Origin of the sequence: Nocardia sp. CA-151230, from assembly GCF_050942175.1 — a bacterium.
In the GTDB taxonomy this organism is placed as follows: Bacteria; Actinomycetota; Actinomycetes; order Mycobacteriales; family Mycobacteriaceae; genus Nocardia.
In genome coordinates this window covers 7728643-7745408 of record NZ_CP192061.1, presented here as the reverse complement: position 1 = coordinate 7745408, position 16766 = coordinate 7728643, and the positions used below count along the sequence as shown (strand labels likewise).

Below are 16766 nucleotides of genomic sequence, written 5' to 3'. Positions count from 1 at the left end.
GGCCGGCCTCAGATCGGTGCGACTCATAGGCCTTCCGCCGTGTCCTGCTGTGACTCGCCGAGCGCGCTGAATGCTCGCGCGAGAATGTCCAGTGATGCCAGCAGCACCGGCCCGAACCGCCTTGGCTCCTCGCCGACTCCGGTGCGGGACAATTCAACTGCCTCATGCGCGGCGGCCGCGGCCTCAGGGTAACGCTCCAGGTTGTCCAGGATGTCCGCCTGCATGTAGAGCGACTTCGCCAGCCCAACCCGGTAACGAAAGCGCCCCGTGGACAGTCCGCGGCGACAGATCCGCAGGGATTCTTCGGTGTCGGCCAAGGCTCGCTCGTGTTCTCCGGCAACGCTCAGCGACCGAGCCGAGCTCCGCAGCAAGTTGGCCAGCTCCACGTCGAGACGTGGTGCGGCAGCGGCCAGCCACCGGGCGATTTTGACCGCGTCACGCATGATTTCCGGCTCCCGCTCCCCCTGCCGGAGGATCGCACTCGCGACCACAGTTACCCCTTCGTAGTCGCCGATCGTTGGACGCTTGCACGGTATCAACGCTCGTTCGACGCCCACCACCCGTTAATCGGCAGAAGCGGACGTTCTGCACCGCACCAGATTCCAGCCGCCGGCACCTCGCGCCGGCCGATTTGGTCAGCGCGGTATGCGGCAATAGCGTGCGTTCGCGGTGACAAGCAGCCCCCGGCAGGCCTGAAGATCCTCGTCTACACCACAATGCCGTGCGACGCCGTCTCGAGAGACTGCGGTTCGATCGAGAAACCACTGTGCCCCCAACCGAATTAGCAGGCGGGGGCACAGTCACTGTCAGGTCCGGCACCGAGGTTTCCGGCGGTGCCACCCGCGAATCATGCGTTGGCGGTGCAGATTACATCGTTAATCGCCGTCGCCGACAGGTCCGCGGAACCGACATTGGCCAGCATGGCCCGCGGATAGACTCGGGAGAGACTGGAATAGGCCTCGCGGAGCGCGGACGCCCGGTCGCGGCCAGCGCCGCTGCCTACCGCGACGTCGTCTCCAGCGTCGTTCCGGTACACGAGTGCGCCACAGCCGTCCGACCAGGCCACAAGAACGGCGCAGTCGGAGATGCCGCCGTAACTGCAGTTGGCCATCGCCTCGTCGATCGCCTCGCCGCGGCTGCCCGCATTGACACTGGTGCCGTAGCTCCAGTCCTCGACACTGAACGCGATCGCACCGTGGAGCTCGGCCGCATTCGCCGTACCAGCACCGATCGCCGACCCGGCCGCCAGGCCTACCGCCGCGACCGCGACGACGGCCTTACCCATGAACTTCATCAAGCATTTCCCTGTCAACGTATGGAGAGACTTACCCGACGAATCATGGCTGATCACTGTCCGATTCGCCAAAAGGCCTAAAGTCACAAACCCCACCGGCGAGTATTCTCGAGATCGCGGACACGCTCAATGGTTAGGCAAGTCGAGTCGGCGCGACGTCACAAACGGTTGACCGCAACTGCTGAATCGGCATAAGTGCTCTACCGGCGGCCGGACGGCCTCTGCTGGTTGATCTTCCGATGTCCCATGCTGGCTGGTTCGATCAGCGCGGGACGCGGCAGGATAGTGCACGGCTATGTGCCAGCCGATGCTGCAGTCGACTGGTCTAATCACCCACAACCACTGAGGAATTGGCGAAATACAGGCGATTTACGATCAGTAGTGCGAGGCTATGCCGGTTGCGCGAAACTCGGCATCACGGTGCGTTCGGCCGGCCTCAGATCGGAACCACCAGTTGATCTTTCGATGGCCCGCGCTGGCCGGTTCGGTCAGCGCGGTATGCGCCAATATGGCGTGTTTGGTCGGGCGTTGCCTGTCCGCATTTCGCGGTAGGCAACGCCATTCGGTGATCAGTCGCCTGCGGTGACGAGTTTGTCGTCGATGAGGTGCAGCCGGCGGGCGAGGTCGGAGACAAAGATCCGTTCGGGGTCGACGCCGTCGCGGATGCGCCGCCATTCCTCCAAGCGTGGGTACATTGCGCGGATCATCTCAGGGGTAGTGCGGGAGTCCTTGGCGAAGTACAAGCGACCCCCGGCGTCGAGGACCCGCCGGTCGAGTTCGGCACAGAATTCGCCCAGTCCGGGTTTGAGCGGGAAGTCCAGGCTGAGCATGAATCCCGGGTGCGGCCACGACAAAGGGGCCGGGTTGGCGGCACCCATCCGTTTGAACACGTTCAGGAACGATCGGTGTCCGGAGTGTGCGATCGCGCGCACAGCATCAGCGAGCTGCTGTTCGGCGCCGAAGGGCATGGAGAACTGGTACTGCAGGAACCCGCGGCGGCCGTAGGCGCGGTTCCATTCACCCAGCAGATCCAGCGGGTGATAGAACTGCGTGAGGTTCTGGATGCGCCCGCGCGCCCGATGTGGATACACCCGGTGTGCGGCTTCGGCGGCGATGCGGATGGTGAGGTTGTTGACCATGCCGTTGGGGAAGACGTCAGGCACAGTGAGTAGTTGGGGTGCATCGAATTTCAGCGGGTTGCGGCGCAGCTTGGGCGGGAGCTGGTCCAGTGTTGCCAGGGAGCCGCGGCTGAAGCCGGCGCGGCCGAGTTTGGGGCCGGTGCTGATCGTGTCAGGGACCGACATCGAGTATTCGTAGCCGTCGTCGGATCCGCCGGTGAGCAATTCCATGGTCTGCTCGAGGTTGTCGGTGCGGTCGTTGTCGACGATGAAATACGCGGTTTCGGTGTGCTTCATCCGCACCCGGGCACGCACGATGACGCCGGTCAGGCCCATGCCACCAACGGTGGCCCAGAACAGATCAGCGTCGGCTCCTTCGGGAGCCAGTGTGCAGATCGTGCCGTTGGCGGTGAGTAGGTCCATCGAGAGCACGTGGTTGCCGAAACTGCCGTGGGAGTGATGGTTCTTGCCGTGGATGTCGGAGGCGATCGCGCCGCCCACGGTGACCTGGCGGGTCCCCGGCAGGACCGGAACCCACAGCCCCTGAGGCAGAACCGCTTTCATGAGGGTGTCCAGGCTGACACCGGCGTCGACGTCGACCACACCGGTGTCGGGGTCGATGTCGTGGATGCGGTCGAAGGCGGTCATGTCGATGACCAGGCCGCCGCCGTTCTGGGCGGGATCGCCATAACTGCGACCGAGCCCGCGGGCAATGACCCCGCGTGATCCCGCGGCGCTGACCGCCTTGGCTACCGTGTCGAGATCGGGCGTGGAGAGTACCTGCGCCACAGACGATGCGGTACGGCCCCACCCGGACAGCGGGCGTCGGTCGATCATCGATCCCCCTTGGATGAAATTCACCTCGCAACGGTAACCGTGCACCGGAGAACGCTGCCAACACGAACAAGCAGTCGACCGATTCGAACTGCGCTCAACGCGGCAGTACAGGATGTTTGGGTGGTCTGCTAATCCGGTCCGCCGAGCACGATCGGCCGGTAGGCCAGCGCCCTGTCCACGATCTGCTCAGGGGGCGACGGAGGATCAGAGAAGTCCCAGAAGATATGGTCGGAAATGTGTGGGTCCGCCACCGAATCCTGGAGCTGAGCGAGCCATTCATCCAATTGTTCCCCGCTACCCTCAACGTTCTGGATGCGTGCGACTAGTTCGATGAGCTGCTCGCGATCGAGCCTGGCCATGGTGTCCTGCCTCCGTGGTGAGTTCCCGTCCATCACGCAGCGGTGGTGTGTTCGACATGGCACGGCAGGCGGACGCGGGGTACGAGCCGCACTCAAGATGGTCTGTGTCCGGTCGGGTCGTTGCGCGTGATAGTGCGTGGGACGGTAAGGGTTACGAGTTTGTCCGGGTTTCGGATGATGTAGAGGTTGGAGATTCTGCCCTCGGTGGTCTCGATCAGACAGGCGGCCTCCTGGCGATCGCCGGCGTAGATGGCGATCGCGGGGGCGTGGTTGTAGGTCACCGACTCGAGCCGTAGGCCGGGCACCCGACTGATCGTCTGGAAGACGTCGATCAGAATGGTGGCAACATGCTGGGCTCCCCGGGCCCGCGGGCTCGCCGCGGTGACTTTGCCTCCGCTGTCGGTGGTGAAGGCGACATCGGGGGCGAGCAGCGCCAGCAGTCCGGACAGGTCGCCGGTGGTCGCCGCAGTCAGGAACCGTTCGGTGAGATCGGCGGTACGGGCCGAGTCGACGGGCCCGAATCGGTTGCGCCGCGCGTGGACATGGGCACGGGCACGGTGGGCCATCTGACGTACCGCGGTCGCGGATTTGCCTATCGCCGAGGCTATTTCGTCGTAGGCGAAGCCGAATACCTCGTGCAGCACGAAGATCGCGCGCTCATCGGGGGTGAGCGTTTCGAGCAGCACCGGCATCCCCATCGATACCGATTCGGCGAGCACCATATCGGTGGCCGCATCCTGTTCGCTGATCAGCAGCGGCTCGGGCAGCCACGGGCCGACGTAGTCCTCGCGGCGGCGAGAACCGGCTCGTACCGCATTGAGGGCCTGCCGGGTCACCAGTTGTGCCAGATACGATTTGGTATCCCGCACGATCGCGAGATCCACTCCGGACCACCGCAGGTAGCTGTCCTGGAGCACATCGTCGGATTCCGTTGCGGAGCCGATGATTTCGTAGGCGATCGTGAACAACAGCGGTCGCAGCAAGGTGAACCGCTCGGCGTGGTCGGTGGTGGCGGTCATAGCGCGACGATTTCGGTCGTCGGCAGCTGGAGCCGGCTTCCGCCGCCGATGACGACGATTTCGGTGGTGCCGTTGTGATCAGTCATGTCCATCAGACACCGGATACTTCCACGACATAACACGGCATGACACAGATCACCTCGAGTCGGCCGGGATCGCAAGTGGTCCAGATCACCCAGTGGCGGTGTTACGTGGGGCGTCGCACCGGTGTCGTGAAGGTGTTCGCTCGTTCGCATCGAGGAGGCCGCCTTGTCCTTTGCCCTGGACCCACAAGTTGCCGAGGCATTCGCGCCTTTTGCCGCCGCGATGTCCGGTAGCGCGCCCCCGCCGGTCGGCGACGTGGCTGCGCGCCGCGTCGCCGTGGAGGCACGCATCAGGCAGGCAGATATCGCCCAGCCGTTCCCGGACGATGTCGAGGTAGCCGACTACCGGCTGACCACCGGCGAGGGCGCAACGATCCGAATGCGTTGGTACACACGCGAAGACGCCTCCGACGGTCCTGGGCCCGCCGCGCTGTACCTGCACGCCGGCGGCATGATCCTCGGCCACATCGGCCTGTTCGACGGAACGGTCGCGCGGTACGTGTCCGCCAGTGGCACCTCGATGCTGTCGGTCGACTACCGGCTCGCACCGGAGCACCCGTACCCGGCGCCGGTCGAGGATGTCTACGCCGCGCTGATCTGGCTGCATGAGCACGCCGACGAGCTGGGTGTAAACCGCGCCCGCATCGGTGTCTTCGGAGACAGCGCCGGGGGCGGGCTCGCCGCAGCGGTCGCAATCCTGGCCCGCGACCGCAAGGGACCCGCCATCACGAAACAGATCCTCGTCATGCCGATGCTCGACGACCGCACCCCGGATCCGGATCCGCGGCTCGCGCCGTTCGTGCTGTGGTCGTGGGACGACAATCGGACCGCCTGGCAGGCCATTCTCGGCGATGCCGCCGGAGGTCCGGACACACCCGCCGCCGCGGCCCCGGCGCGCGTCGCCGACCCGGCCGGGCTGCCGCCGGCCTATATCGAGGTCGGTCAGCTCGACATCTTCCGCGACGAGGCTCTGACCTATGCCCTGCGGCTGAGCCGTGCCGGAGTGCCGGTCGAATTCCATCTGTATCCCGGTGTACCGCACAGATTCGACACCGTCGCCTTCTCCTCCGATATCGCCCGCCGCGTCCTCGCGGACCGAGTCCGGGCCCTGTCCTCGTTCTGAAGGCAACCCGTCATTTATTGGCAGCGAAAGGAATTCGCCTACCGTGACCGACTATGTGTTGCGCCCGATCGGGCATGTCGAATCCGGACTCATCGATCCCGCCGCGGCGCCGCGTCAACCCGACGAAGGCGCCCCGGAGGCCTGGCTGATCCTCGACGAACGGTATGCCCCCGCACTGGACGGCGTCACCGCTGGCATGGACCTTCTGGTCCTCACCTGGCTGGACCGCGCCGACCGCGATACCCTCGCGATCCATCGGCGCGGTGACGTCGGCCGCGCGATCACCGGAGTCTTCGCCACCCGCGCTCCGCACCGGCCCAATCCGATCGGCCTGCACCACATCCACATCCTCGCCGTCGCAGGCACCCGCATCCACGTCGGCAACCTGGAAGCCGTCGACCGCACGCCGATCCTCGACATCAAACCGCTCCTCACCCCGGACCGCTGAGGCCGGTTCGGCCCAACCGACACCGGGTGCCGCGAGTCCCGCTCTGGGCACCCGGTGTCGAGCTCGGCCGCAGGCTGATGCGGGCCGAAGAATGCGGTGAGTTCGGCTGTGACCGTGGCCGGATCGTGCTCGTGGAGATCGTGTCCGGCGCCGGAGACGATCCGCAGCCTCGACGTCGGGATCAGTCGGGCGAGCGGCCGGGGCTGGGACGGGTCGACGACACGGTCGTTCTCACCCCACAGGATCAGCGTGTCCGCGCGGACGTCGCTCGGGTGCGGCGTTCAGTAGGTCGGTGCGGTCGCCAAGCGGGCGGCCTCGTGTTTCGAGGCTGCAGCTATGCGCTTTTCGCCTTCGAGGCGGGCTTGGATTGCGGCGACCGAGTGGTGGTGCGGGGTTCGGGGGATGGGGAGGTGTCGGCGGGCGGTCTGGGCGAGGTACCACGCGAGGGATACGAGAGTGACTGTGGTGGTGATGATCTCGGGGATCATGGAGTGCTCCCTTGACTAGGTGGGGTAGGTGCGAGGGAGGTCGCGGAGGACGATGCGGATTGCTCGCAGGACCGCGGTGAGGGGCTGGGGGCTCTCCCACTGGGGGTACCTGAACCAGTGCGGGGCGGGGTCGGCGGAAGCGAGGGGCGCGGAGGGGGCGGGTGAGGTCGCGGACAGGCGGGGAACGGGAAGGGTGATTTGTCTTCCCGGCGGGAGGAACTCGCACTGCGCGCGGCGGCGGAGGGCGGTGGCGCAGGGAGTCAGGTCGAGTGAGGTGGGGGCGGCCAGGAGGATCAGGGTGGGGCTGCCGGTGCCATCGCTCAGGATCGGCGTGACCTTCTTGCTCCAGAACAGCTCATCGTCGACCAGCGCCGCCAGGGCGCACGGCGCCATGATCGCGCAGACATCGCTGGTGGACAGGGTGATTCGGATACCGGATACCCGACAGGGCAAACCGTAGAGTTCCCGGTACAGCCATGCCTGTCGTTCCACCGGGCTCTCACCGGTCATGCCTGCGCATGTGGGCATCGGCTCGCACCTCCTCCAGATACTTGCGGGCGCTCTCCGCGCGTGGACACGGCGGCTCGCAGGTGGCGTGGATTGCCAGGATCCCTTCGGCGCGTTGGCGATTGACGGGCCAGATACGGCCGTTGTGGCAACCGTCCGCGACCCATCCTTCGACTGTTGGCGGGTAGGTGACCATCTGGAGTCCTCTCGGCGGCGTCGTGGTCTACCTCGAAGCTCACTCCTGTTCCCATGGTATGAAAACTGAAAACTGGAAATCCAGATCGAGTTTCCTGTTTCCCCAGCGCGCGTCCCGAAGTCGGTGGGACGATTTTCTCGATCCTGAAATCAAGGCCCGCGAAATCTGGGAACTGCGACGGCATCAGAACGGGAAAACCCATGCCCGAGAACACGAGTACCCTCACGCGTCGCCAGCTGGGGCGGTACCTGCGCGAAGCGCGGGAGGCAGCGAAGTTGACGCTGAGTCAGGCGGCGAAGGTCATGGAGTGGGGCACAAGCACTCTCCAGCGGATCGAGGTCGGCGAAACGGCCAAGATTCGCATACACGACCTCGACAAGCTGATCAGTCTGTACGAGGTCGACGACCACTGGGCGGTCACCCTACGGGCGATGGCGCAGCAGGCGGCGGTCAAGAGCTGGTATCACGAGTTCGGTTCGGTTATCCCCGAAGACTTCCGGCTGTATGTCGACATGGAATACAACGCCCGGATAGTGACGTCGTTCCAGCCGGATCTGGTACCTGGCCTGCTCCAGACTCGCCCCTATGCGCGGGTCCTGACCAGCGACGCCTATCCCGATGACGACGAAGCCAAGCTCGGCGGCAGACTCGAGTTGAAGGCCCGGCGCCAACGCGCCATCACCCGTGACGTCAACCCGATCCAGTTCAATGTCATCCTCGGAGAAACTGTGTTGCGCAGAGTGATCGGAGGGCCGAAGGTAATGGCAAACCAGCTCGAGTACCTCGCCACAGCCAGCACCCGGCCCAACGTTTCCCTCCGGGTTCTCCCGTTCTCCGCGGGAATGCCGACGGGTCGTCAGACCGGTCCATTCGTGATCCTCGAGGCGAAGCTCGACAGCCGAGGCGATCCGGCCGAGCCGCCGACTGTGTACGGAGAGGGGTTCTCGACGGACATGTACACGGAGAAGTCCGACATCGTTGAAAGCTACGCATCCGCCTTCAGGATTCTCCAGCGAGCAGCATTGGATGAGATGAGCAGCAGGCAACTGGTGCGTGATGCAGTGAGGGAGTTCTTGTGAACGACGAACTACGCGAAGCGCTTTGGTTCAAGAGCAGTAAGAGCGGCGGCGGCAAGGAGTGCGTCGAAGCCGCGTTCCTTGTCGGGGGCCGAGTCGGTGTCCGCGACTCCAAGAATCCCGGCGGGCCGGCGCATGTCTTCACCGCCGGTCAGTGGGATGCGTTCGTGGGCGCGGTCATTGCGGGGAGGTTCGACCGGGGCCGCGTTTGATCGATCGGAAGGACGCCGAAATACGCACGGGGCCCGGTCATTTCGACCGGGCCCGTACGTGGTGACCGCTTACTTGTGGCGGCCGCACGCCTTGTGATAGTCGATGACGGCCTGGCGGGCGGCCTTCAGGTCCTGCGCCTCCTGCGGGTTGGCCTGACGCCATGCCTTCAGTTCGGCGCGGCGCTGGTCCTTGGGGAGCGTCTTCACCTTGGCGATCTCGGCGGCCACATCAGGATGCTGCGCCAGGTAGGCGGCCACCTTGGGGGCGGCGTCCGCGCGAGCCGCGGCGGCGGCCTGCGGGCTGCACTGCGGCGTATCGGCGGAGGCGGTGCCCGGCACGGCCAGGGCGATGGCGGCCGCTCCGGCGGCGCCGACCAAGGTCGCGGCAAGGGTGCGTTTCATTCTCACTCCAGGTTCGTGGGTTGTGGTCCCCACCGAATCTGCCCGCGCGAGCTGAAGGTGGCCTGAACCGGCCGGCCATCTTCAGGTGATCTTCAGCCACACCTCGGCAACCTCGGCAAGCCCGGCAATCTCGGCGATCAGGGGCGAGCCGGCGGTGCGCTGCGGGGCAGGCGGAGGACGAAGACGGCTCCGGTCGTGCCGGGGGTGGGGTCGGCGCAGGTCAGGTCGCCGCCGTGGGCACGGGCCAGACCGCGCGCGATGGCCAGGCCCAGGCCCGAACCGTCCGGGCGATGGTGGCGGGCATGGTCGAGACGGACCAGGCGGTCGAAGATACGCTCGCGATCCCCGGCCGGAATGCCGGGGCCGCTGTCGGAGACGACGACGTGGACGGCATCGGCATACGCTCGCAGCTCGACGGTGACGCTGCCGTGGTCCTTCATGGCCTGGCAGGCATTGCTGCACAGGTTGGTGAGGACCTGGGTGATGCGCTCGGGATCGGCGGGCACGGTGGCCACCTCGCCGGTGAGCCGGAACTCGGTGTGCGGGTGCAGCATTCGCATACGGTCGAGATGCGTTGCGGTCAGCGCGTACAGGTCCACCGGTTCGAGCCGGAGCTGCAGGCCGGCGTCGATGCGGGCCAGGTCCAGGAGGTCGTCGACGAGGCGGCCCGCACGCTGGGTCTCGCGGACCAGGAGCAGCAGCATGCGCTGGCGGTCCTCGGGATCGGTGTCCGCGGGCTGCTGGAACACCGCCTCGGCCAGCGAGCGCACACCGGTGATGGGGGTGCGCAGTTCGTGGGCGGCGTCGCCGACGAACACCCGGATGCGCTGTTCGGAGGCGCGGGCGCGGGCTTCGGCGGCGGCGGTGTCGCGCAGCGCGCCCTCCAGCGCGTCCAGCATCTCGTCGAACGCGGCTGCGGTGCGGCCCAATTCGGTGTCGGTGCGGGAAGGTTCGAGGCGGCGGCCGAGGTGCCCGTGCGCGATATCGCGGGCCAGCCCGGTCATGGCGTCCAGGGGCGCGAGCGCCCGCCGCACCCCGAACCAGAGTCCGAGGGAGATCACCGCGATGGCGCCGGTGGTGGCCAGGATCAGCAGAAATCCCAGCCGGGACTGCACCCGGGCGATCAGCGGGGTGTCCACCTGGAGGGTGAGCCGGCCGTCGTCGAGGGTGCCCGGTCCGGCGAGTTTGATGACGCGAGTCCTGGTGGTGCTGTCCTCCGCGAGCCGGTGGTCGAGGCTGCCGTAGGTGTGCCCGTCGGGCAGCACCAGCCGGACCCGTACCGAATGCGTGTCGACCCGGGTGACCAGGTCCTCCGGCGAAACCCCTTCCTGCGCGAGCTGTCTGGCCAGCTGCGCGCGGTCGGTGAGGACCGTGTTCTCGCTGCGGGCCACCACCAGGCCGAACAGCGTGTGCACGCTCAACGCGACCAGGACCAGCACGATCCCGGAAACCAGTGCGGCCGTGAGGGTTACGCGGCCGCGCAGCGAGACCGTCCTCACCGCGGCACCCGCAGCGTGTAGCCGAGGCCGCGCACAGTGTGCACCACCCGCTCACCGTGTTCCTCGAGCTTGCGGCGCAGCGCGCTCACGTGCACCTCGACCAGGTTGGGGTCGTAGTCCTCGTATCCCCAGACGGCTGTGAGGATCTGGGTCTTGGTGAGCACCCGGTCCCGCTGCGCCGCGAGGTAGGCCAGCAGCTTGAATTCGGTGGCGGTGAGGGTGAGCTCGTGCCCGGCCCGCCGCGCGCCGCCGGCGTCCACGTCCACCTCGAGGTCGCCGATCACGATGCGGCTCTGGAGTCTTCCCATCCGCCGCAGCAGCGCGTCCACCCGCGCCACCAGTTCGATGAGATCGAAGGGTTTCACCACGTAGTCGTCGGAGCCGGCGCGCAGGCCGCGCACCCGGTCCTCGACGCCGTCGCGGGCGGTGAGCATGACCACGCCGGCCGCCGAGCGGGCCCGCACCGATTCCAGCAGGGCGAAGCCGTCGCGGCCGGGCAGCATCACATCGAGGACCACGACATCGGGCCGGAACTGGGCGAGGTCCTGTTCCAGCAGGCCGCCGTCCGCACGCGTCAGCACCTCGTGCCCGGCGGCGGACAGTCCGGCTCCTACCGCGGCCCGAATGGCCTCGGCGTCTTCGATGACAAGAATGCGTCCCGGTTGCACCCGGCAATTCTCAGGTCTGTGCCTGTGAATCCGCTGCGAACCGGGACGCCTCCCGGGTTTTAGTGCGGGACCGCGACGGCGGTGATGAATTCCGCCAGCTTCTTGTCGTCGATGTTCTTGGCGAGGTCGGATTCACAGATCATGCCGACCAATTGGTTGTTCTTGCGCATGTCGAGAACCGGCATGCGCTTGATCTGGTTCTTTTCCATGACGTCCAGGACGGTACTCATATCCGTGTCGACATCGACCGACCACACGCGGCCCTGGGCCAGATCGCCGGCCCGGACCCGGCTGGGGTCGTGTCCCATGGCGACGCAGTGCACGACGATGTCACGGTCGGTGAGCATGCCGATCAGCGTGTCGCCCTCGCAGATGGGGAGTGCGCCGACGTCCATGTTGCGCATCAGCTGAGCGGCGCGATCCAGGGTTTCATCAGCGGGGATGCATTCCGCACTCCGGTGCATGATGTCGCGAGCCTTCACTGCAACCTCCTGTCTCGGGATGGGTGTGCCAGGAGACATCGTGACCCCGATCACACCGGAAGGTCAATGCGCGCGTTTCGGAAGCGACCCGTGGGCCTGCGCAACCGGCCGGTTCCCGGCACGCTCAGCCACACCACGAACGCCAGCAGACCGTCCAGAATCAGTGCCAGCGCGGCCACCAGGATCGCGCCCACGAGCACCTTGTCGTAGCGGTAGAGGCTGATGCCGTCGAAGATATAGCGGCCCAGCCCGCCCAGGTTCACGTACGCGGCGATGGTCGCGGTCGCCACCACCTGCAGGGTGGCCGCGCGCAGGCCGCTGAGCAGCACCGGCATGGCATTGGGCAGCTCGACGCGCAGCAGCACCCGGGGTTCGCTCATGCCCACGGCCCGCGAGGCGTCGACCACGATCGGGTCCACATTCGCGATGCCCGCGTACGCGCCCGCCAGCAGTGGCGGAATGCCGACGGTGAGCAGCGCCAGCAGCGGCGGGGTCAGGCCCAGGCCCATGAGCAGCACCACGAAGGTCAGCACGCCCAGGGTCGGTAGCGCGCGCATGGAGTTTGCGAAGCCGACGATGACGGCCGACCCGCGACGGGTGTGCCCGATCAGCAGGCCGATCGGCACCGCGATGACGGCCGACAGGCCCACGGCCAGCAGGCTGTACCAGAGGTGTTCGAGAATGCGGCGCCCGATGCCGGCCGGGCCGGACCAGTTCGCTCCGTCGGTGAGGAAGCGCCAGGCATCCAGGAAAAGGTTCATGCTGGCTCCATTCGGCATGGGCGGGGCCGCTGCGTGGTTACGCGAGCTGCCTCCTCCGCGCCCTGACCGCTCATGCCGCACGCCCTTTCAGCCACGGCGTCGCCACCCTGCCCAGCAGGTACAGCAGGCGGTCCACGATCAAGGCCAGTACCAGCACCACGATGATGCCCGCGACGATCTCGTCCGGGTAGTCGCGCTGATAGCCCTGGGTGAACAGCTTGCCGAGCCCGCCGACGCCGATCAGCGCGCCGACGGTCACCATCGAGATATTGGTGACGGCCACGACCCGCAGGTTGGCCATGAAAACCGGTAGGGCGAGCGGGAAGTCGACGGTGAGCACCCGCCGCCAGCGCGGGTAGCCGATGGCGTCGGCCGCGTCGAGGGTGTCGGCGGGCACCGAATCCAGGGCGGTGGGGACCGCCGTGATGAGCAGCGCCACCGAGTAGATGGTCAGCGCGATAACCACATTCAGCGGATCGATGACGCCGAGGCTCAGCAGCGGCGGAAGAATGACGAACAGCGCCAGCGACGGAATCGTGTACGCGACACTGGCCGCCGTGGTGGTGACCCGCCGCAGCCAGCGCGCCCGATGCGCCAGCGCGCCCGCCGGTATCGCGATCACCAGGCCCAGCAGCAGCGGCAGCAGGGCCAGATAGAGATGGGTACGGGCGTATCCGGCGATCTCGTCGAAATTGGCGATGAGGTACCTCACCGGGGCTCCTCGAAGAAGACCCGATTGCGTTCGGCGTCCTCGGCGGTGCGCTGCCGGTGCAACTGCTCCAGCACGTCGCGCGCGTAGATCGCGCCCACCGCCGCTCCGGAATCATCCACCGCCACACCGATTTCCGAGGGCGAGGAGATGACGGAGTCGAGAGCCTGGCGCAGATCGCCGTCCTGCGGGAAGAGCGAGCCGCCCGCGGCCATGCTGTCGGTCAGCGCGTGCCCGGCGCGCACGCCCTCCACGCCGGTGGTGTCGATCCAGCCCATGGGCCGCTTGGCCCGGTCGATGACCAGCCGCCATTCGCCCTGCTCCAGCCGGACGCCGGACACCTGCTCCGGCGTGACCGTCGAGAGTTCGTGCAGCGGCACGGCATCGGCCGCCCGGAACGACAGTTCCCGGTAGCCCCGGTCGCGGCCCACGAACCCGGCCACGAAATCGGTGGCGGGCTGAGCGAGTACGGTCCGCGGCACATCGTGCTGCTGGAGGTGGCCGCCGGGGCCGAAGACGGCGATGTGGTCGCCGAGCTTGATGGCCTCGTCGATGTCGTGGGTGACGAAGACGATGGTCTTGTGCAGCTCGGCCTGCAGCCGCAGCACCTCGTTCTGGAGTTCGGTGCGCACCACCGGGTCGACGGCGCTGAACGGTTCGTCCATCAGCAGGATCGGCGGGTCCGCGGCCAGCGCCCGGGCCACGCCCACGCGCTGCTGCTGTCCACCCGACAGCTGCGCCGGATAGCGTTGCGCCAGGCCGCGATCCAGGCCGACCCGGTCCATCACCTCGAGCGCCGCCCGGCGGGCCGCGCGGCGGGACTGCCCCCGCAGCACCGGCACGGTGGCCACATTGTCGACGACGGTGCGATGTGGCAGCAGGCCCGCGTTCTGGATCACGTAGCCGATGCCGAGCCGCAGCTCTACCGGATTGCTGCGCGAGATGTCCTGCCCGCCAACGGTGATGGTGCCCGTGGTGGGCCCGATCATGCGGTTGATCATGCGCATGGAGGTGGTCTTGCCGCAGCCGGACGGCCCGACGAACACGGTGAACGACCCGGATTCGATGCGCAGGTCGAGGTTGTGGACGGCGGTGGTGCCGTCCGGATACGTCTTGCTGACGCCGGTGAATTCGATATCGGACACCGTGTTCGGCCCTCCCTAGGCAATCGGCTTGTCGAGCCCCTGCGCGGCCACCCACTGCTTGGCGGCGGCGGCCGGTTCGGTCTTGCTGCTGCCGGAGACGGCGGTATTGAGCGAGATGAGTTCGGCGGTGGTCAGTTTCGCCGAAACCGCGTCGAGCACCTTCGTCAGCTTGTCGCTCTTCTTGGCGGTGTTGTAGAGCGGCACCACGTTCTGCGGCGGGAAGTTGTGCTTCGGGTCGGTCAGCACCACCAGGTTGTTGGCGGCGATGGCGGGGGAGGTGGTGAAGATATCGGCCGCGGTGACCTGACCCTCGGTCAGCGCCTTGACGGTGGCGGGGCCGCCGCCGTCGGCGATCGGCACGAAGTTCGCGGCCGCGATGTCCAGGCCGTAGTTCTTCTTCAGGCCGGGCAGGCCGCCGGGGCGCTCGGAGAACTCCGCGGGCGCGGCCAGTTTCACCTCGGCCGAGTGCGCGGCCAGGTCGGCGATGCTCGTCAGGTTCCACTTGTCGGCGGTGGCCTTGGTGACCACGACGGCGTCGGAGTCCTCACCGGGCGCGGGGGTGCCGATCGCGAGCTGATCGCCGAGCGCCTTGGTCAGTGCCGCGTTCACCTCGTCCGGGGTGGTGGCGGTGCTCGACTTGTCCAGGTACTGCAGCAGATTGCCGGTGTAGTCCGGGATGAGGGTGATGGCGCACTGCTTCAGCGCGGGGACGTAGGCTTCGCGGCTGCCGATATTGAGCTTGGTGTCGATACCGAAACCGTTGGTGCGCAAGGCTTCCGCGTAGACATCGGCCACGGTCTCGGATTCCGGGAAGTTGGCCGAGCCGACAGTCACCTTGTTGGCGTCGCTGCCGCAGTCGCCGCCACCGCCGAGCGGATTGGACTTGGTGCCGCCACAGGCGGACAGCGCCATGGCCGCGGCCAGCGCCACCGACGCGGCCAGAATTCGGAGTACGGTCCGGGCGGTGCGCCTGCCGTCGGCGCGCGTGGTGATGAGCGAGTGCACTGTCGTCCTTCCGAGCGGGGTGCCTGCGCGGTCGGGGCGGATTCCACCCCTGAAACAGACTCAACTGTCCATATTGCCCGGCTGTTCCTGCGAACGTTGCCTACCTGTGGTCGGTTTCCTGCATTTGGCGGATACGGTCGAGCCATCCTGCCGGGTCGTTTCCGGCATGGGAACCTCTCGGCTCGAGCTGCGCGGAACTCCGCGGTGCGCTCATTCGTGGGTCGGTTTCGCATGGGGGAGGGGTGGGGCGGCAGACTGTTGCGCGTGTCCGGCACAGACTCCTCCGCACCGCGCGCCCGCGGCCGTCGCGCCCGCTCGCTCCGCCTCGCGCGGCGGCCGCGCCTCGGGTCGGCGCTGCTGGTCGTCGCGGTCGCCGCGGCCGCGGTGGCCTGCGGCAGCTCGGACACCGGACCGGTATTGACCGTGGGAGCGGGGAATTCGGCGGAATCGATGATGATCGCCGAGATCTACGCGGGCGCGCTGGCCCGCACCGGACTGCGCACCCGGGTCGAGGATCGGATCGGCCGGCGCGCGGATCTGCTCGCGGCCGTCGACGCCGACCGGATCGCGCTGTTCGGCGATGTCAGCGGAGATCTGCTGACCGCCCTGGATTCCACCGCGACCGTCACCAAACCGGACGAGGTGAATACGGCTCTGTCCAAGGCGCTTCCGGAGGGTGTGGTCGACTCCGATGCCGCCGACGGCACCGACCTGCGCCCCACCGTGGTCGCCAGCGCCGCGCGGCCCGACGGCCTGCCGTCCTCGCTGAAGGACCTGGGCGCGCGCTGCGCCGAGCTCACCATCGGCATCGGCACCGGCGCGCCGCTGGACGCCCTGCGCACCCCGCTCGACCCGCAACGCGACGTCCTGGACCCGCTGCGCACCGTCTACCACTGCGCGATCACCCGCCCGGTCACCTTCACCACCGACACCGACCTGCGAAAAGCCCTCTTCGACGGGGAAATCCAGCTGGCCGTCCTCCCCGGCCCGCCCGCCTTCCTCCCCGACGGCGGCGCCGACCTCGCCCCGCTCGCCGACCCCGACTACGCCTTCCGCGCTGCCATGGTCCTCCCGGTCATCCGCAAATCCGCCCTGACCGACCAGCAACTCCGCAAACTCAACTATGTCGCCGGCGAACTCACCACCACCGACCTGGCCGACATGATCCACCAGGTCCGCGACCAGGGCGCTGTCCCCGCCGCCGTCGCCCGGGTCTGGCTCGACGCGCACGCCCTGTGACCCCCGTCCGGTCGTGAATCCGTAACACCTCGGCGTCCCCTGCGTCGCAACCGGTTTCGCTCGCCTACCGTGGATGGATCGGGGCAGCTTCCCACG

General features: G+C 67.3%; 20 protein-coding genes and 1 pseudogene. 5 read left to right on the top strand and 16 right to left on the bottom strand.

Annotated elements, in window-relative coordinates; genetic code table 11:
• Window positions 1-23 precede the first annotated feature (23 nt).
• From ACQP1O_RS36365 to sigJ, 5 genes are all read right to left on the bottom strand, one after another.
• Window positions 24-491, bottom strand: a complete 468-nt coding sequence (locus ACQP1O_RS36365; RefSeq protein WP_433562863.1) for a hypothetical protein — start codon at window positions 489-491, stop codon at window positions 24-26.
• Window positions 492-847: 356 nt separating this feature from the next.
• Complete coding sequence (locus ACQP1O_RS36360; RefSeq protein ID WP_433562862.1) at window positions 848-1294, bottom strand: DUF4189 domain-containing protein; 447 nt, start codon at window positions 1292-1294, stop codon at window positions 848-850.
• Window positions 1295-1863: 569 nt separating this feature from the next.
• Window positions 1864-3249 (bottom strand): FAD-binding protein, encoded by a 1386-nt coding sequence (locus ACQP1O_RS36355; protein ID WP_433562861.1) that lies wholly within the window; start codon window positions 3247-3249, stop codon window positions 1864-1866.
• Between the two features lie 128 nt (window positions 3250-3377).
• Entirely contained in the window at window positions 3378-3608 is a 231-nt protein-coding gene (locus ACQP1O_RS36350) for a hypothetical protein (protein ID WP_433562860.1), read from the bottom strand.
• Between the two features lie 92 nt (window positions 3609-3700).
• Complete coding sequence (gene sigJ, locus ACQP1O_RS36345; RefSeq protein WP_433562859.1) at window positions 3701-4627, bottom strand: RNA polymerase sigma factor SigJ; 927 nt, start codon at window positions 4625-4627, stop codon at window positions 3701-3703.
• A 249-nt stretch (window positions 4628-4876) separates the two neighbouring features.
• Here sigJ and ACQP1O_RS36340 point away from each other — a divergent pair, with 249 nt between their 5' ends.
• Both ACQP1O_RS36340 and tsaA read left to right on the top strand, forming a co-directional pair.
• Entirely contained in the window at window positions 4877-5833 is a 957-nt protein-coding gene (locus tag ACQP1O_RS36340) for an alpha/beta hydrolase (protein WP_433562858.1), read from the top strand.
• A 43-nt stretch (window positions 5834-5876) separates the two neighbouring features.
• The gene (gene tsaA, locus ACQP1O_RS36335) at window positions 5877-6281 is read left to right on the top strand and encodes a tRNA (N6-threonylcarbamoyladenosine(37)-N6)-methyltransferase TrmO (protein WP_433562857.1); all 405 of its coding nucleotides are present in this window, start codon (window positions 5877-5879) and stop codon (window positions 6279-6281) included.
• Between the two features lie 137 nt (window positions 6282-6418).
• On the opposite strand, the pseudogene ACQP1O_RS36330 reads toward tsaA, so the two are convergent.
• The 3 genes and pseudogenes from ACQP1O_RS36330 to ACQP1O_RS36320 all read right to left on the bottom strand — a co-directional run.
• A pseudogene (locus tag ACQP1O_RS36330) lies at window positions 6419-6523 on the bottom strand (alpha/beta fold hydrolase); the annotation flags it as partial.
• Between the two features lie 39 nt (window positions 6524-6562).
• Window positions 6563-6769: a hypothetical protein gene (locus tag ACQP1O_RS36325; protein ID WP_433562856.1), complete on the bottom strand. Its 207-nt coding sequence runs from the start codon at window positions 6767-6769 to the stop codon at window positions 6563-6565.
• Window positions 6770-6784: 15 nt separating this feature from the next.
• A complete protein-coding gene (locus ACQP1O_RS36320) occupies window positions 6785-7297 on the bottom strand; it encodes a hypothetical protein (RefSeq protein WP_433562855.1) in 513 nt (170 codons plus the stop codon).
• A gap of 375 nt (window positions 7298-7672) precedes the next feature.
• On the opposite strand from ACQP1O_RS36320, the gene ACQP1O_RS36315 reads away from it, so the two are divergent.
• Both ACQP1O_RS36315 and ACQP1O_RS36310 read left to right on the top strand, forming a co-directional pair.
• Window positions 7673-8551 (top strand): helix-turn-helix domain-containing protein, encoded by an 879-nt coding sequence (locus tag ACQP1O_RS36315; RefSeq protein WP_433562854.1) that lies wholly within the window; start codon window positions 7673-7675, stop codon window positions 8549-8551.
• A complete protein-coding gene (locus tag ACQP1O_RS36310) occupies window positions 8548-8760 on the top strand; it encodes a DUF397 domain-containing protein (protein WP_433562853.1) in 213 nt (70 codons plus the stop codon). The genes ACQP1O_RS36315 and ACQP1O_RS36310 overlap by 4 nt, the downstream gene beginning before the upstream one ends.
• A 69-nt stretch (window positions 8761-8829) precedes the next feature.
• Here the strand turns inward: ACQP1O_RS36310 and ACQP1O_RS36305 are convergent, their stop codons facing one another.
• The 8 genes from ACQP1O_RS36305 to ACQP1O_RS36270 form a co-directional block, all read right to left on the bottom strand.
• Complete coding sequence (locus tag ACQP1O_RS36305) at window positions 8830-9162, bottom strand: hemophore-related protein (RefSeq protein WP_433562852.1); 333 nt, start codon at window positions 9160-9162, stop codon at window positions 8830-8832.
• A 137-nt stretch (window positions 9163-9299) separates the two neighbouring features.
• Window positions 9300-10661, bottom strand: coding sequence for a sensor histidine kinase (locus ACQP1O_RS36300; RefSeq protein ID WP_433562851.1), 1362 nt, complete (start codon window positions 10659-10661; stop codon window positions 9300-9302).
• Window positions 10658-11329 (bottom strand): response regulator transcription factor, encoded by a 672-nt coding sequence (locus tag ACQP1O_RS36295; protein ID WP_433562850.1) that lies wholly within the window; start codon window positions 11327-11329, stop codon window positions 10658-10660. The genes ACQP1O_RS36300 and ACQP1O_RS36295 overlap by 4 nt, the downstream gene beginning before the upstream one ends.
• Window positions 11330-11388: 59 nt before the next feature.
• Window positions 11389-11811: a CBS domain-containing protein gene (locus ACQP1O_RS36290; protein WP_433562849.1), complete on the bottom strand. Its 423-nt coding sequence runs from the start codon at window positions 11809-11811 to the stop codon at window positions 11389-11391.
• Between the two features lie 50 nt (window positions 11812-11861).
• The gene (locus tag ACQP1O_RS36285; protein WP_433562848.1) at window positions 11862-12572 is read right to left on the bottom strand and encodes an ABC transporter permease; all 711 of its coding nucleotides are present in this window, start codon (window positions 12570-12572) and stop codon (window positions 11862-11864) included.
• 70 nt (window positions 12573-12642) lie between these two features.
• On the bottom strand, window positions 12643-13284 hold the full coding sequence (locus ACQP1O_RS36280; RefSeq protein WP_433562847.1) for an ABC transporter permease: 642 nt from the start codon (window positions 13282-13284) through the stop codon (window positions 12643-12645).
• Entirely contained in the window at window positions 13281-14426 is a 1146-nt protein-coding gene (locus ACQP1O_RS36275) for an ABC transporter ATP-binding protein (RefSeq protein WP_433562846.1), read from the bottom strand. Before ACQP1O_RS36275 ends, ACQP1O_RS36280 begins: the two co-directional genes overlap by 4 nt.
• Before the next feature lie 15 nt (window positions 14427-14441).
• A complete protein-coding gene (locus ACQP1O_RS36270; RefSeq protein WP_433567908.1) occupies window positions 14442-15338 on the bottom strand; it encodes an ABC transporter substrate-binding protein in 897 nt (298 codons plus the stop codon).
• A 357-nt stretch (window positions 15339-15695) separates the two neighbouring features.
• Between ACQP1O_RS36270 and ACQP1O_RS36265 the strand changes: the two genes are divergently transcribed.
• The gene (locus ACQP1O_RS36265) at window positions 15696-16670 is read left to right on the top strand and encodes a glycine betaine ABC transporter substrate-binding protein (protein ID WP_433562845.1); all 975 of its coding nucleotides are present in this window, start codon (window positions 15696-15698) and stop codon (window positions 16668-16670) included.
• Window positions 16671-16766: the final 96 nt, after the last annotated feature.